Origin of the sequence: Mucilaginibacter sp. (genome assembly GCF_028288105.1) — a bacterium.
Classification (GTDB): Bacteria; Bacteroidota; Bacteroidia; order Sphingobacteriales; family Sphingobacteriaceae; genus Mucilaginibacter.
Genome location: NZ_JAQBOI010000213.1, coordinates 1 through 14995 on the forward strand (window position 1 = coordinate 1; position 14995 = coordinate 14995).

The following is a 14995-nucleotide window of genomic DNA, read 5'->3' on the forward strand; positions in this document are numbered from 1 at the left end:
CAATCAGATAATCTTTTCTACGATGGCAACGATGTAAATAAAATGAGCGAACTGCATAAACAATATCTGGCCGGGCAGCTATACTGTATGCCACATTTATTACCCATGTATGCGCCAACTATTAACAGCTATAAACGCTTAGTTGAAGGTGCCTGGGCTCCAACTACTATTACCTGGGGATTGGATAACCGCACTACAGCATTACGTGTTATTAATACATCAAAAGCATATACCCGGTTAGAAACCCGTATCCCGGGTTCTGATACTAATCCGTACCTGGCTATGGCTGCTGCTTTGGCATCGGGCTTATACGGTATCAAAAACAAATTAAAGCTGGATATCGCCCCAACTTTGGGTAATGGTTATCAAAACAAAAGCAATGGCAGCCTGCATGCCAACCTTTATGATGCTGCCACTGCCATGCAAAACTCTGCCATTGCTAAAGAATTATTTGGCGACGGCTTTGTACGGCACTTTACCCAAACCCGCCTTTGGGAGCATCGCCAATACGCCAAAAACGTTAGCGACTGGGAATTGAAGAGGTATTTCGAGTCGATATAGTTCGCTAATTTAAACCACAGAGTTAGCAGAGAAGAATCACAGAGAAACACAGAGATTTAGATGATTGAAAATGAAATAACAGGTCAGATTATTGGCGCAGCCATTGAGGTTTATAAAGCATTAGGACCAGGTTTGTTAGAGAGTGCATACAAAGAATGTTTATTCTACAAATTATTTAAGACGGGTTTGTTTGTAGAGAAGGAAAAAAGTTATGCCGTTAATTTTTGAAGAGGTAAAGTTAGATTGTGGTTATAGGATTGATTTGTTGGTTGAAAATAGGGTAGTAGTTGAACTTAAAAGTGTTGAAGAAATAAACGACATTCATATGGCTCAGACACTCACGTATATGAAACTTGGTAATTATAAATTGGGTTTACTAATAAATTTCAATGTAATTAAACTGAAGGATGGCGTGAGGCGGGTTATTAACGGCTCATTGTCACCAATAAATGAACCTCTGTAAACTCTGTGAAAAACTCTGCGCCCTCCGTGGTTAAAATAAACTTTTAGTATCTATGCATTTATAAACTAATCTAAAGTGGACTTTCATCTCATTATAGAATCTGCCTGGGCAGACTACGATAAATCTAAAACCATCAGGGATATTGAGGATATCAGCGCGATGGTTTCTACCAATCACGTATATCGCATTACTTTTGATGATGAGGATATTATTATAGCCAAGCTTTCTTTCTTTGGTAAGTTTGAACATTTTAAGGAAGATCATCGCATTATTCAGTCCTTATCAAATAATCTGCTTTATCCGTTCGAGAACCTGTTATCTAAATCCTTATTAAAAAATAACAGGGTTTATGTATACCGTTATAAGCATGGTAAAGACGATGCATGGGTGGTATTTTATAACCCAACCCGCATTTTAGACAGATTACCCCGACGCCTTAATAACGACCAGATAAAGAAACTGGGTTCGCAATTAGGTAAATTTCATAAAGCCTGCTCGCGTATAAAAAACGTTTTGCCAAAATCATCTAAAACGCTGCGTACAGATATTTACGATCTGCAACGCCAACTGGAAAAGGACGAGCATAAGTTTGGCTCACGTATGCAGGTAGATCTGCTTAAATATCATTGCGAGCAGTTCCTGAAGAACAGGTCGCGGTATAATATGAGTTCTTTCGAGATCATACCGGTTTTTATCGACTGGAACATCGGTAACTTCTCGGTAACGCCAGACTTAGACTTGTACTCCCGCTGGGATTACGATTGGTTTAGGATGAGTTATCGCCTGTTAGATTTCTACTTTTTTAGCCGTGTTGTATCTGATGCCGGCGACCGTACCGTGTTCAGTTATGTAATAGGGCCAATGATGGAAGATAGGTTTATTACTTTTTTGAAAGAATATCATGAGGTTAACCCAATCACTGCTGATGAAATACGCTTTTTAAAAGAAGCTTACCGCTTTTTTATCCTCAACTACGTAATAAAAGATGGTAAATACTTTTTTAACGAACAATATGCCAAAAAACTACAGGCCGAAGCATTGGAGATCTATTTGCCATCGGTAGACAGGGATTTTGATGCCGAGAAAATAATTAACGCTTTAGGATTACAATAATATAGCCATACCATGAAACGCATTGAAGATTTTAAATCGATAATAGACCGTTACGAAATTATTTTTTTCGATGCGTTTGGCGTATTAAAAAACCATAGTGGGTTAGTGCCGGGTATAGAACGAACATTTGATTACCTGGAAGCACAGAAGAAGGAATATTATATAGTTACCAATGATGCATCGCGCAGCCCGGGGCAATTAGCGCAATCTTATCATAATAAAGGCCTTTACGCGGTTACTGCCGATCGTATTATATCGTCGGGTATGCTTACCAAAGAGTATCTTGATCTTAAAGTGAACGATGGGATAGTGGCCTATTTGGGAACAGCAGATTCGGCACATTACCTGGAAAGTTCCGGCCTGCATACTCTGCCTGTACGGGATATAAACAGCAGCAATATAGATAAAGTGAACCTGTTGGTTTTTATGGACGATGAGGGCTTTGACTGGTGCGAAGATCTTAATAAAACTGTTAACCTACTGCGCAAACGCACAATTCCGGCTATTGTGGCCAATACAGATTATGCTTATCCGGTATTAAAAAACGATGTAGGCATTGCCATAGGTGGTATAGCAGGTATGATAGAAGCTATTGTGGGTAAGCAGTTTATTAGGTTTGGTAAGCCCGATTCGCAGATGTTTATGTTTGCTTATGACTTGATACGTGAGTATAGAAACATTAGCAAAAAAGAAATTGTTATGGTAGGTGATACCTTGCAAACGGATATTATAGGTGGCAATAAATTTGGGTTAGATACTGTACTTGTATTAACAGGTAACACGCAGGCAACGGACTATCAAAACCGTATTGAGGCCACCGGTATTGTACCAACCTACATTTGTAACAGCGCGGTTTTAGGCCCAGATGTTTTAGCCTTTTAACTATTTGTATGAAAAAGCTGATTTTAAACCTGCTCTTTATAATCCTGTTGATACATGCAGTACCGGCATTAAGTCAGCATAAAAAAACATTTACCAACCCCATATTACCTTCGGGCGCCGACCCATGGGTAATTTATCAAAACGGATACTACTATTATACTAATTCGTTGCAGAATAAGCTGGTGATATGGAAAACCAAAAACCTGGCCGATCTTAGATCAGCAGAGAAGAAAACTGTTTGGATTCCGCCAGCAAATACACTTTACTCTAAAGAGCTTTGGGCGCCCGAACTGCATTACATCAATAAAAAGTGGTATATGTACTTTGCTGCCGATGATGGCAATAACAATCACCACCGTTTATATGTGCTGGAAAATGCATCTGCCGACCCGCTTAAAGGTGAGTGGATATTTAAAGGCAAGCTAAGCGATGCCACCGATAAATGGGCGATAGACGGCTCGGTGTTTACCCATAAAGGCCAGCTTTATTTGATCTGGGCCGGATGGGAAGGGAATGAGAACGGCCAGCAGGATATTTATATTGCCAAAATGAAAAACCCGTGGACGGTGGATGGCAAACGCGTAAAAATTTCCAGTCCGCTTTACGATTGGGAAAAGTACGGGGACCTGCACGATGCCAATAATCCGCCGCATGTAAACGTAAACGAAGGCCCGGAAATATTAAAGCATAATGGCAAACTTTTCTTAATTTACTCGGCCAGTGGCTGCTGGACAGATTTTTATGCATTAGGAATGCTAACCGCTTCGGCCAATAGTAACTTGCAGGATGCCCGTTCATGGAAGAAATCGGCAAAACCAGTATTTAAAAAATCTGTTAAGAACGGGGTGTATGCACCCGGCCATAATTCGTTCTTTAAGTCGCCGGATGGAACCGAGGACTGGATCTTGTACCACGCCAATTCAAAACCCGGGCAAGGGTGTGGCGGATACCGTTCACCACGCATGCAGAAATTTACCTGGAATAAAGATGGTTCGCCAAATTTTGGTGAGCCTGTTAAAGAAAATACGGCGTTAGCCATACCATCGCAAACCAATTAATGCTAAACACTAATTATAAAATATTATGCGAAATTCATTTAAAAAACCAACTTTGGCGCTTGCAATCGCAGGAAGTATGTTTGTTGCTGCCTGTAATCAATCTGCTAAAAAAAACACATCTACAATGACCGACAGTACCTCAACCACACCCAAATTACCACCTGCATCTGCTTTTGAAAAAACCATAAACGGTAAGCAAACGCATTTGTATATCCTAAAAAATAAAAATGGGGTAGAAGCTGCCGTAACTAATTATGGTGGCCGTATTGTAAGCCTGTTGGTGCCAAATAAGGATGGTAAGTTAACTGATGTGGTGTTAGGCTTTGAAAGTGTAGATGGTTTTATAAATTCAAAAGAACCATATTATGGTGCTACTATAGGCCGTTTTGGTAACCGCATAGCTAAGGGGAAATTTAAGCTGGATGACAAAGAGTATACTTTGGCTACCAATAATGGCCCCAATACCTTACATGGCGGTCATCCGGGTTTCCATGAGGTTGTTTGGGATGCTAAACAGATAGATAGCGCGACGTTGGAACTAAGTTATCTTGCTAAAGATATGGAAGGTGGTTTCCCGGGCAACCTGAATGTGAAAGTAACATACCAGATAACTGACGATAACGCAATGAAAGTTAGTTACTTAGCTACTACAGATAAAAGTACTGTAGTTAACCTAACCAATCATGCGTTTTTTAACCTGAATGGCGAAGGCAGTGGCACTATATTGGATCATCTGGTACAAATAAACGCCGATAATTACACCCCGGTAGATAGCACACTTATCCCAACCGGAAAAATTGAAGCTGTTGCAGGTACGCCTTTCGATTTTACAAAAGCGACCACCATTGGCGCACGCATAAATACCGACAACGTGCAGCTAAAAGATGGCAAAGGTTACGATCATAACTTTGTGTTGAGCCAACACGATATGAGCACACCGGTAGCTACTGTTATTGGCGATAAAAGTGGTATAAAAATGGAGATTTTTACCGAAGAGCCTGCTATGCAATTTTATAGCGGTAACTTTATGCAGGCACAAAATGCAATGAAGGGTGGTAAAAAGGATGAGTTTCGTACATCATTTGCGATGGAAACACAACATTACCCGGATTCGCCAAATCAGCCAACTTTCCCATCAACTGAATTAAAACCCGGGCAAACCTATAAAACACAATCGATCTATAAGTTTTCGGTAGTGAAATAAAAAATATACTTGTAGAGACGCGATACCTCGCGTCTTTCTACTACCCGTCCTTACGAGGAACGAAGCAATCTCATAACTGTGCAACCGTATGTTTATCGGGAGATTGCTTCGTTTCTCGCAAGGACGTTATTTTTTGCTCAGCTTCTCAAAATCCTCCAAGGTATCAATATCCACCTCTCCCAATGGAAAAGGTACTGATTGCACATCATCAGCATGCTGCAGTAAAAGTTTCTTTGCGCCTTCTTTACCCTTTAAAGCCAGTAAATAGGGGAAGTAAACTTGTTTAAATAAAGCCGGCACACCAAGGGTATTATGATATTCAGAAGCAATAATACCTTTATCCGAACTCTCGGCTGCAGTAATCAGTTGTTTCAGCAAAGTTTCATCTGCAAATGGCTGATCGCAAAGTGTGAAGATAATAGAGGTAATATTCAGATAAGCGCTTTGTATTTCTTCAACAGCAAGGCTGATGGATGTTGCCATACCTTCGGTCCAGTTGGTATTGTAGAGGATGTTTACCGGTTGGTCTTTAATTGAATATTCTATATCCTCGCGGTTTGCACCTAACACAACCAACACCGTTTCTGTAACAGATAAAGCGTTTTTTACTGCTCTTTGCAACAGTGTTTGCCCATTATAAACAAGGTTTTGTTTTGCTGAGCCCATTCTGCTTGATGGACCTGCAGCAAGTATTACTATGGCAGTCATAAGCTAAATATTTTCAGTTAGTGATTGTTGTACTATCTGTTCACCGCCGCGGCTGTGGTTAGCTGCTTTGTATCGTAACGATGAACCATTCCGCTTTGTTAAAACGGCTTGTATCTCTGATATTATGGATAAAGCTATTTCTTCAGAGTTTTCAGAGCCAACATCCAGTCCGGCAGGGCCATAAATACTTTTCAGTTGTTCATCAGTTACATTAATGCCTTCTTCCCTTAATTCATCCAGTATGCGGTTTAAACGTTTCTTTGGGCCCAAAGCGCCTATATATGGTAACTGTAACGGTAGCAGTCGCTTTAGCATTGCTATGTCGTAATTGTAATTGTGGGTCATCAGCACAAAAACAGTACGGTCATCTAAACTTAGTTTACTTAAAGCATCATCAGGTTTGGTAACAATAAGCTTATCGGCAAGTGGGAAACGTTCGGACACAATATAATTAGCCCGGCCATCAATAACCGTAATCTGCCAACCCAAAACCGCAGCCAGTTTGGTGAGCGGGATAGCATCATTACCTGCACCAACAACAATTAATGAAACTGCGGGCTGCAATAACTCTATAAAACAGGTAAATCTATCCTCGTATATATAGGTTTTGGTAACCGAATTGCCGTTCTTTAACACATCTTTTGCATCAATCAAAACCGCATCTTTAATTATACTATCCGGGAAAGCTCCTGTAACCTGTTCATCTTTATTCATTAAGGCGCAGGTGCCGGGCTGTGTAGCCTGCTTGTCATTCAATGTAAAAACGGTAATAAGAACTACCGGTTCCCGCTTACTTAAAAATTGTTTAAATAAAGCGATAGGATTATTAGACGATGACGGATCTATCGGCTCGATCAGGATATGAATAATGCCATTACAACCCAGCCCTACACCCAGTTTAGCATCGTCTTCGTCTGTAGTATCGTAAGTAACCAGCATGGGTTTCTGCTGTGCCATAACCAGGCGGGCTTTGCGCAGGGCATCACCCTCTAAACAGCCGCCGCTAATGGCACCTGTCAACTGGCCATCATCTGTTACCATCATGCGCGCGCCGGCACGGCGATAGGAGGATCCCTCCACATGCACAACGGTTGCCAATGCGGTTTGCTTGCCAGCTTTTTGGGCACGGTCAAACGCTTTTACTATGTCTTGTAACTCTTTCACAATGATGGTTATTCAAAAATAAGCTAATCAGCCCATTTATTAGACATTTAAAGTACAATTTAAAATCTTTGTAATCATTAACTTTGTAATATTGACTTTGTTTATTAAACATAATTAAAAACAAACAAACACTTGCTTTTAGATAACCACGGAAGAAAGATCAATTACCTGCGACTGGCCGTTACCGACCGTTGCAACTTGCGCTGCTTTTATTGTATGCCCGAGGATGGATTGAACTGGCTATCGCGTAAGGAGTTGATGACTTACGAGGAAATGCTTCAGGTTTGTACTTTGCTGGTTAAAATGGGTATCGAAAAGATCCGTATTACCGGTGGCGAACCATTTGTGCGTAAAGATATTATGGCTTTGCTTACCGCTTTGTCAAAACTGGACGGGTTAAAAGAGCTTAGCATTACTACTAACGGTGTTTTGACCGCGCCGTATGTGGCCGAATTGAAAAATATAGGGGTACGCTCAGTAAACTTGAGTTTAGATACGCTGGATGCCAACCGCTTCTTCGCCATTACCCGCCGCGATGAATTTGCCAACGTAATGGAAACGATGGAGCAATTGTTAGAACACGACATAGAGGTGAAAATAAACACCGTTGTAATGGCCGGCAAAAACACACAGGATATTATCCCACTGGTAGGATTGACAAAAGATTTGCCGGTGAGTGTCCGCTTTATTGAAGAAATGCCTTTTAACGGCGATGGACATAGCTACAGCGGCATTGTATGGGATTACGTAAGGATCTTTGATGAGATAAGACAAACGTTTCCCGAGATTCAAAAAGTACCTGATCCGCAATATTCTACCTCATATAATTATCAGATCCCGGGCCATAAAGGGGGGATTGGTATTATTGCTGCCTACTCGCGTACATTCTGTGGTACTTGTAACCGTATCCGTATTACACCGCAAGGCACTTTAAAGAACTGCCTTTATGATGATGGCGTACTAAATATTAAAGATCTGATGCGTTCTGGTATGAAAGATGCCGAACTGGAAGAGACTTTACGTGCGGCATTTAACAATCGCCAAAAAGATGGCTGGCAGGCAGAGCAAAAACGAATGGAGAACCCGAATTTTCATGAATCTATGGCCACTATTGGCGGCTAACATAATTATAACATGACAACGGTAGAAGAAGCCGAAAAAATTATACTTGCCCAGTTAAAAGATCATGGTGTAGAAACCGTGCCCTTTGAAGAGGCGTTAGGTAAGGTTCTGGCTGAAGATATTAAAGCCGACCGTGATCTGCCGCCATTTAACCGTGTTACCATGGATGGTATCGCGATAGCGTATCAAGCTATTGAACAAGGCATCACCACATTTAAAATAAAAGCCACACAGGCAGCAGGCGAGCAGCCGATAGATATCGATGCTACTGATGAGTGTATTGAGATAATGACGGGCGCTGCTTTGTCGCCATCAGTAGATGCCATCATCCGTTATGAGGACCTGGAGATAAAAGATGGTACGGCAAAACTTCTTATTACCGATATTAAACACGGCCAAAACATCCATCAAAAAGGGAAAGATAAAAAGCAAGGCGATACAGTAGCTGCAGCAAACCAGCTAATAACGCCGGCTATTATAAGCTTAGCCGCATCAGTTGGTAAAGCGGAACTGAAGGTTAAAAAAATGCCGAAAGTGATGATCATATCATCGGGCGATGAACTGGTAGATGTTGCAGATACGCCATCAGGTTATCAAATAAGGCGATCAAATAATTATACCATCAAAGCCGTTTTAACCCAACATGGTTTGGATGCTGATATGCTGCACATTCCGGATAACCCAGAAATTACCAGACAACAAATACAAAGCTGCCTGCAAAATTATGATGCGATACTATTAAGCGGCGGTATCAGCATGGGCAAGTTTGATTACATCCCCCAGGCGTTGGAAGATCTGCAGGTAAAAAAGCTGTTCCACAAAGTACAGCAAAGACCTGGCAAGCCTTTTTGGTTTGGCAGGCATGATAATGGCGTGTTGGTGTTCGCGTTTCCCGGTAACCCGGTGGCAACGTTTATGTGCCTGCACCGGTATTTTTTATTGTGGCTGAATGCTACGCTTGGTTTACCTGCAAAACCACCAGCATACGCGCAATTGACTAAAGATTTTACTTTTATGCCGCAGTTAAAGTACTTCTTACAGGTAAAGCTTAACTTTACAGAGCAGGGAGTACTATCAGCACACCCTATAGAAGGAAATGGCTCGGGTGATTTTGCTAACTTAGCTGATACCGATGCTTTTATAGAACTCCCGCCGGAACGTAACGAGTTTAAGAAAGGTGAGGTATTCCGGGTATTTAATTTTAATGTATGCTCACTCATTTAGATGATCAGAATAACCCAAGTATGGTAGATGTATCCGGAAAATCTGTTACCTATCGTACAGCCACAGCGCAAAGTATTGTGGTATTGCCAACTGAGGTTTTGCAGCATTTGGTAAATGGCGAGCTGCAAAGCAAAAAAGGTTCAGTATTTCAAACGGCAATAATTGCCGGTATAATGGCCGCTAAAAAGACCGGCGACCTGATACCACTTTGCCATCCATTGGGTATGGATAACTGCAAGGTAACCATAAAGTTATCTGCCAATAATGAAGTAGTAATTGAATGTACAGCAAGCATCAGCGCCAAAACAGGTATCGAGATGGAAGCCTTAGTTGGCGCATCAATAGCGGCGCTTACTGTATACGATATGTGCAAGGCCATGAGCCACGATATTGTAATTAAAGAAACAAAACTGATAGCAAAAACCGGAGGTAAACGTGACTTTAAAAGAGCATAAAAAGCATACTGCTATTATCCGTCCGGCCATGGGTAATTTCGGCCGTAATGAGTGGGCTATCCTGGGTGGGCCATGCACAGTTATTAAGTTTCTGGCCGACCAAGTCATTACTGCATTATCGCCCCAATACCAATGCGCTTACGCGGATACCTCACATAACGATGATATGATGGGCTTGCCAGGTAAATTAGCCAGCGGTGCAGCCCTTGAATACACAGATCAGATCAATCATACCCAGTTAAATTACAAAGTGCCGTTAACGCCATTTACACAGCGTGAACTATTTTCAGCTATGGACCTCGTGTTGGTAAACGGTAACCACCAACAGGCAAAGGCGCAGGTTGTAATTATCGATATCAACAAAAGGGCGTCCTTACAAAAGCGTGTTGCACAGTTAACTAATGTGGAATTGTTTTTAATGGCTGATAATGCCGATGAGATCCCTGATTTTATACAAGAAACCCTACCTAATTGGCAGGAGATACCGGTGCTGAAGCTGAATGATGACACATTACAGATCATTGAGTTTTTCAAAACAAAACTACAGCAAGTTAAACCCATTTTAAATGGCTTAGTATTGGCTGGTGGCAAAAGCGCCCGCATGGGATATGATAAAGGCGCGGTGAATTGGTACGGTAAAGAACAGCGCTACCACATGGCCGATCTGCTGAAAAAACACTGCGCTGAGGTTTATATTTCCTGTCGTGATGGCGAACAGCAGAAAGAGATAAATACCGAATATTTAAGCTTGCCCGATACCTTTACCGGCCTCGGGCCTTATGGGGCAATCCTGTCAGCCTTTAGGGAACAACCGGATAGGGCATGGCTTATCATTGCTTGCGACCTGCCTTTGGTAGATGCCAACGTATTACAGCATTTGGTAGATAACCGTAATACGGCAACCATCGCTACAGCATATCAAAGTGATTATAAAGACTTTCCAGAACCATTGATAACTATTTATGAGCCAAAAAGTTATCCTGTTTTACTTCAATATTTAGCACAAGGGTATTCTTGTCCGCGGAAGGTGTTGATCAATAGCGATATAACCTTGCTGCAATCACCCGAACCCGATGCTTTGGCCAATGTAAATACACCCGAAGAACTGGATAGGATCAAACGGATTCTTCACCATAAAATAGCTGCCACCAATGCATCCTGATCTGTTACGATATAGCTGCCAGGTAGCATTACCAGGTTTTGGCGAAGCATCACAACAGTTATTGCAGAATGCCAAAGTACTAATAGTAGGTGCAGGCGGCTTAGGCTGCCCATCGGCTCAATATTTGGCAGCAAGTGGCATAGGCACTTTGGGTATAGCTGATTTTGATACGATATCCATCAGTAACCTGCATAGGCAGGTTTTGTATAACCCATCGGATGTAGGCCAATTAAAAGCAAATGTTGCATGCGAGCGCTTACAAAAGCAAAACCCTGGTATAAAGCTGGTGCCGCATATTATAAAAATAACTTCGAGCAATGTGATGCAAGTTGTTGAAGGTTATGATGTTATTATTGACGGTACAGATAACTTTGATACCCGTTATTTACTAAACGATGCTGGGGTATTATCAGGCAAACCTATAGTTTATGGCGCCATATACCAGTACGAGGGACAGGTTGCCGTATGGAATGTGCTAAATGAAGATGGAACACGCTCGGCCAATTACCGCGACCTATTCCCGCAGGTAGATGCCACACAGATCCCTAACTGTGCCGAAGGCGGGGTTATACCCACACTCGCCGGAATAATTGGTTGTATGCAAGCTAATGAGGTAATTAAGTATATTACTAAAGCTGGAGAGGTGTTGGCCGGTAAAGTATTAGTATTTGATGCCCAAACCATGCAAAGCCGCGTTATTAAGATTGGTGCCAGAACTAAAACAAATATCACTTCGCTACAACACACTATCAACATTCGAACCATGGCCGCCGCCGAAGTCAAGAAAGGCCTGGCAAATAGCACTTTAGAGCTTATTGATGTTCGGACTGATCAGGAACGCGACCAGTTTGACATTGGTGGGATGCATTTTGAATTGGATGAGGTAGAAGATAATCTGGACGAATTTGAGATTGGTAAAATCTACGTATTCTATTGCTCATCGGGTAAAAGGAGCGGGGAAGCTGTAAAATTACTTCAGCAGAAATTACCGGGTGTTAAAGCTTACTCTTTGGAAGGTGGGTTAGGTTCCTGGAACCAGGATTAAGCGGGTTTTTACGATTAAAGGGATTTTGATTTGCATAATCATCACTCCAATCAAATCCCTAAATCCGCTTCATCGTAAAAATCCCGGTCACGGGTGTGCTGCTACCCAAACTTCACCATCCTCAAAAAACTCTTTTTTCCAGATGGGTACCGTCTGTTTCAGGCTATCTATAATATAACGGCAAGCATCAAAAGCAGCAGCCCTGTGCGCAGCAGATACGGCAATAATCACCGGTATTTCGCCAATCTGCAGCGTGCCTGTACGGTGATGAACAAGTACTTTTTGCACCGGCCATTTTTCAAATGCTTGTTTAGTTATTTTTTTTATTTCATTGATAGCCATTTTGTTATAAGCTTCAAATTCAAGTTTTAATACAGCCCTGCCTTTGGTGACATTACGTACCGTTCCAATAAATACATCAATCCCTCCGGAGTCTGGCGACATTATCCAGTCTGTGCAGGCCTGGATATTCAAGGGGGCGGTATGTATCTCTATTTGGGTTTGCATTAAATCTAATCTCTAAATCGTCGTTGGGGGCACCGACTCTTAATAATTAATCCTCTCGTTTCGGTGTCCTCACCCGAAACTAATAAACTATCCTCCACTAACAGGTGGTATAATCGCCACTTCATCGCGCTCGGCAATTAAACCACTATCTTCGGCATACTCGTTATTAACAGCCACCATGTAACTGGCCAGATGTTTTAATTTGGGATACTTCTCTTCCAGCGATGCTTTCAAATCGGCAGTAGTGGCATTATTGGTTAATCCAACCGTTACCGTTGCCCCTCCGAATATATCCTTGGCAATTCCGAATGCGAGTACGGTTATTTCCATAATGCAAATATGCAACAATCTTGTTCATATCATCAATAACACATATTGGTTGTGGCAAAATAAGAACAATACTTTGCGCTAAATTGTATATTTGAATATGGCTGCCAATGCTGTTTTACAAATACCGGTTACTTGTGTTACCAATGGTGCAAGCGAAGACCTAAACGACGCTATTGCTATCGAAGAACCTTTAGAGATCCGCCTGGAACACGGCCCTGCCGCGGAACGCAAAGTGCAGAATATATCTGTTACTATGCGGACACCCGGTAATGATGCCGAACTAGCTGCGGGCTTTTTGTTTACGGAGGGTATTATCAAAAACGCTTCGGATATTCAGAAAATTGGGCATTGTTTTATTGCCTGCGCCGAAAACCGGGAGAACGTGATACAGGTTAGTTTAGCTGAAAACATAACCCCAAATCTGCAAAATACCGAACGCAATTTCTATACTACATCCAGTTGCGGGGTTTGCGGCAAGGGTTCAATAGATGCTATTCGCACGGTTAGTAGCTACGGAAATGATTTGCGCGATAATAATATGATCAATACAGATGTATTAACTGTATTACCGGGTATACTAAAAAAGCATCAAAAAGTGTTTGCAGATACCGGCGGCTTGCATGCTTCAGCTATGTTTACTGTAGAAGGTGAATTGCTTTTGCTTCGCGAGGACGTGGGCAGGCATAATGCTTTCGATAAGTTGATTGGTGCTGCCATTAATCAGGATCTGTTGCCTTTAAATAAGTCGGTTTTGTTATTAAGTGGTAGGGCAAGTTTCGAATTGGTGCAGAAAGCCGCTATGGCGGGTATTAATATTATAGCCGCGGTGGGTGCGCCATCAAGTTTGGCGGTACAGCTTGCGCAGGAGTTTAACATAACCCTCGTCGGTTTTTTACGAGGACAACGGTTCAATATTTACACAGTGCCACAGCGCATTTTAATACCCAGTTATGAAGATTCGCATCAAAAATAATGGTTTACGATACAGGCTTACCCGAAGCGAGGTGGAGGCCTTTGCCCGCGATGGTATTTTTAAAGAAAAGATACAGATAGGCGATGATGCGCTTACCTATATATTGCAGCGCGCAGCGGAGGCAGAACTTTCTGCATCCTTCAAAAATAATATTATTACCATGTTGGTGCCCGAGAAAATGGCCGACAAATGGACAGGTACCGACCAGGTAGGTTTCGAACATAAAACAGACGAATTGCATTTGCTTGTAGAAAAAGATTTTACCTGTTTAGATAACGTTGACGAAGACCAGAGTGATAATTACCCTAATCCTTTATCAGCACAGTCATGAGCAAGGAAAATGAACAACCCGCAGCAGAAAATCCGGAAACACTGCATAAATTAACAGTTAGCCAACCAAAAAAGTGGGCCGCTGGCATGCCTGCTGTAACAGCGGCGCTAAAAGATATTTTTGAGGAAACAGGCGCCACTCGTGGTGCAACCGCTTTGTTTACCATGAATCAAAAAGGAGGGTTCGACTGCTCCAGTTGTGCCTGGCCAGATCCGGATGATGACCGTTCGCCCATAGCAGAATATTGCGAGAATGGGGCAAAAGCATTGGCCGAAGAAGCTACTACCAAAAAGCTTACGTCCGATTTTTTCGCGCAAAACTCCGTTGCCGACCTGGCTAAGCTTGATGATATGGAGATAGGGAAGAAAGGACGTATCGCGCAACCCGTTTACCTGCCAAAGGGCGGCACACATTACCAACCTATAAGCTGGTATGATGCTTTCCATAAAATAGGCGATAAGCTGAATAGTTTGACCTCGCCTAACGAAGCGGCTTTTTATACTTCCGGGCGTACAAGTAACGAGGCATCTTTCGTATACCAGCTTTTTGTGCGTGAATATGGCACCAACAATATGCCCGATTGCTCTAATATGTGCCATGAATCTACCAGTGTGGCATTGGCCGAAGCTATTGGTATCGGGAAGGGTACGGTTACATTGAATGATTTTTATGATACGGATGTCATCATCATCA

18 protein-coding genes and 1 pseudogene are annotated in these 14995 nt (G+C 42.1%); 15 read left to right on the forward strand and 4 right to left on the reverse strand.

Translation table 11 applies throughout. From position 1 onward, the window contains the following. The 7 genes and pseudogenes from JWQ85_RS14460 to JWQ85_RS14490 all read left to right on the forward strand — a co-directional run. Window positions 1–561, forward strand: a pseudogene (locus tag JWQ85_RS14460) (glutamine synthetase); the annotation flags it as partial. 60 nt (window positions 562–621) lie between these two features. Continuing rightward, window positions 622–789 (forward strand): GxxExxY protein, encoded by a 168-nt coding sequence (locus tag JWQ85_RS14465; RefSeq protein WP_299469156.1) that lies wholly within the window; start codon window positions 622–624, stop codon window positions 787–789. Next, complete coding sequence (locus tag JWQ85_RS14470) at window positions 773–1024, forward strand: GxxExxY protein (RefSeq protein WP_299469158.1); 252 nt, start codon at window positions 773–775, stop codon at window positions 1022–1024. The genes JWQ85_RS14465 and JWQ85_RS14470 overlap by 17 nt, the downstream gene beginning before the upstream one ends. Window positions 1025–1099: 75 nt before the next feature. Beyond that, window positions 1100–2137, forward strand: a complete 1038-nt coding sequence (locus tag JWQ85_RS14475; RefSeq protein ID WP_299469160.1) for a hypothetical protein — start codon at window positions 1100–1102, stop codon at window positions 2135–2137. Window positions 2138–2149: 12 nt separating this feature from the next. After that, on the forward strand, window positions 2150–3019 hold the full coding sequence (locus JWQ85_RS14480) for an HAD-IIA family hydrolase (RefSeq protein ID WP_299469162.1): 870 nt from the start codon (window positions 2150–2152) through the stop codon (window positions 3017–3019). A gap of 8 nt (window positions 3020–3027) precedes the next feature. Beyond that, window positions 3028–4077 (forward strand): glycoside hydrolase family 43 protein, encoded by a 1050-nt coding sequence (locus JWQ85_RS14485; RefSeq protein WP_299469164.1) that lies wholly within the window; start codon window positions 3028–3030, stop codon window positions 4075–4077. 25 nt (window positions 4078–4102) lie between these two features. After that, entirely contained in the window at window positions 4103–5281 is a 1179-nt protein-coding gene (locus JWQ85_RS14490) for an aldose epimerase family protein (protein WP_299469166.1), read from the forward strand. 126 nt (window positions 5282–5407) lie between these two features. Here the strand turns inward: JWQ85_RS14490 and JWQ85_RS14495 are convergent, their stop codons facing one another. Together JWQ85_RS14495 and JWQ85_RS14500 are read right to left on the reverse strand one after the other, a co-directional pair. Then, window positions 5408–5989, reverse strand: a complete 582-nt coding sequence (locus tag JWQ85_RS14495; protein ID WP_299469168.1) for a nucleotidyltransferase family protein — start codon at window positions 5987–5989, stop codon at window positions 5408–5410. A 3-nt stretch (window positions 5990–5992) separates the two neighbouring features. Further along, window positions 5993–7153, reverse strand: a complete 1161-nt coding sequence (locus tag JWQ85_RS14500; RefSeq protein WP_299469170.1) for an XdhC family protein — start codon at window positions 7151–7153, stop codon at window positions 5993–5995. Window positions 7154–7285: 132 nt separating this feature from the next. Here JWQ85_RS14500 and moaA point away from each other — a divergent pair, with 132 nt between their 5' ends. Genes moaA through JWQ85_RS14525 form a run of 5 tightly spaced genes read left to right on the forward strand, consistent with a single transcriptional unit; the run spans window position 7286 to window position 12161 of the window. Beyond that, the gene (gene moaA / locus JWQ85_RS14505) at window positions 7286–8275 is read left to right on the forward strand and encodes a GTP 3',8-cyclase MoaA (protein ID WP_299469172.1); all 990 of its coding nucleotides are present in this window, start codon (window positions 7286–7288) and stop codon (window positions 8273–8275) included. Window positions 8276–8287: 12 nt separating this feature from the next. Further along, window positions 8288–9499 carry a molybdopterin molybdotransferase MoeA gene (locus JWQ85_RS14510; protein ID WP_299469174.1) on the forward strand — a complete coding sequence of 404 codons (1212 nt, stop codon included), beginning with the start codon at window positions 8288–8290 and terminating at the stop codon, window positions 9497–9499. Continuing rightward, window positions 9484–9954, forward strand: coding sequence for a cyclic pyranopterin monophosphate synthase MoaC (gene moaC / locus JWQ85_RS14515; protein ID WP_299469176.1), 471 nt, complete (start codon window positions 9484–9486; stop codon window positions 9952–9954). Before JWQ85_RS14510 ends, moaC begins: the two co-directional genes overlap by 16 nt. Then, complete coding sequence (locus JWQ85_RS14520; protein WP_299469178.1) at window positions 9935–11116, forward strand: NTP transferase domain-containing protein; 1182 nt, start codon at window positions 9935–9937, stop codon at window positions 11114–11116. Before moaC ends, JWQ85_RS14520 begins: the two co-directional genes overlap by 20 nt. Continuing rightward, window positions 11106–12161: a HesA/MoeB/ThiF family protein gene (locus JWQ85_RS14525; protein ID WP_299469180.1), complete on the forward strand. Its 1056-nt coding sequence runs from the start codon at window positions 11106–11108 to the stop codon at window positions 12159–12161. The genes JWQ85_RS14520 and JWQ85_RS14525 overlap by 11 nt, the downstream gene beginning before the upstream one ends. Window positions 12162–12248: 87 nt before the next feature. Here the strand turns inward: JWQ85_RS14525 and JWQ85_RS14530 are convergent, their stop codons facing one another. Then, window positions 12249–12668, reverse strand: a complete 420-nt coding sequence (locus JWQ85_RS14530; protein WP_299469182.1) for a molybdenum cofactor biosynthesis protein MoaE — start codon at window positions 12666–12668, stop codon at window positions 12249–12251. 87 nt (window positions 12669–12755) lie between these two features. Continuing rightward, on the reverse strand, window positions 12756–12998 hold the full coding sequence (locus JWQ85_RS14535) for a MoaD/ThiS family protein (RefSeq protein WP_299469184.1): 243 nt from the start codon (window positions 12996–12998) through the stop codon (window positions 12756–12758). Between the two features lie 97 nt (window positions 12999–13095). Here JWQ85_RS14535 and fdhD point away from each other — a divergent pair, with 97 nt between their 5' ends. From fdhD to JWQ85_RS14550, 3 genes are all read left to right on the forward strand, one after another. Beyond that, complete coding sequence (gene fdhD, locus JWQ85_RS14540) at window positions 13096–13971, forward strand: formate dehydrogenase accessory sulfurtransferase FdhD (RefSeq protein WP_299469186.1); 876 nt, start codon at window positions 13096–13098, stop codon at window positions 13969–13971. Beyond that, window positions 13949–14302 (forward strand): hypothetical protein, encoded by a 354-nt coding sequence (locus tag JWQ85_RS14545; RefSeq protein ID WP_299469188.1) that lies wholly within the window; start codon window positions 13949–13951, stop codon window positions 14300–14302. The genes fdhD and JWQ85_RS14545 overlap by 23 nt, the downstream gene beginning before the upstream one ends. Further along, window positions 14299–14995 (forward strand): molybdopterin-dependent oxidoreductase (locus JWQ85_RS14550; protein ID WP_367186219.1); only part of this gene is annotated, 697 nt, incomplete at its 3' end. The genes JWQ85_RS14545 and JWQ85_RS14550, both read left to right, overlap by 4 nt.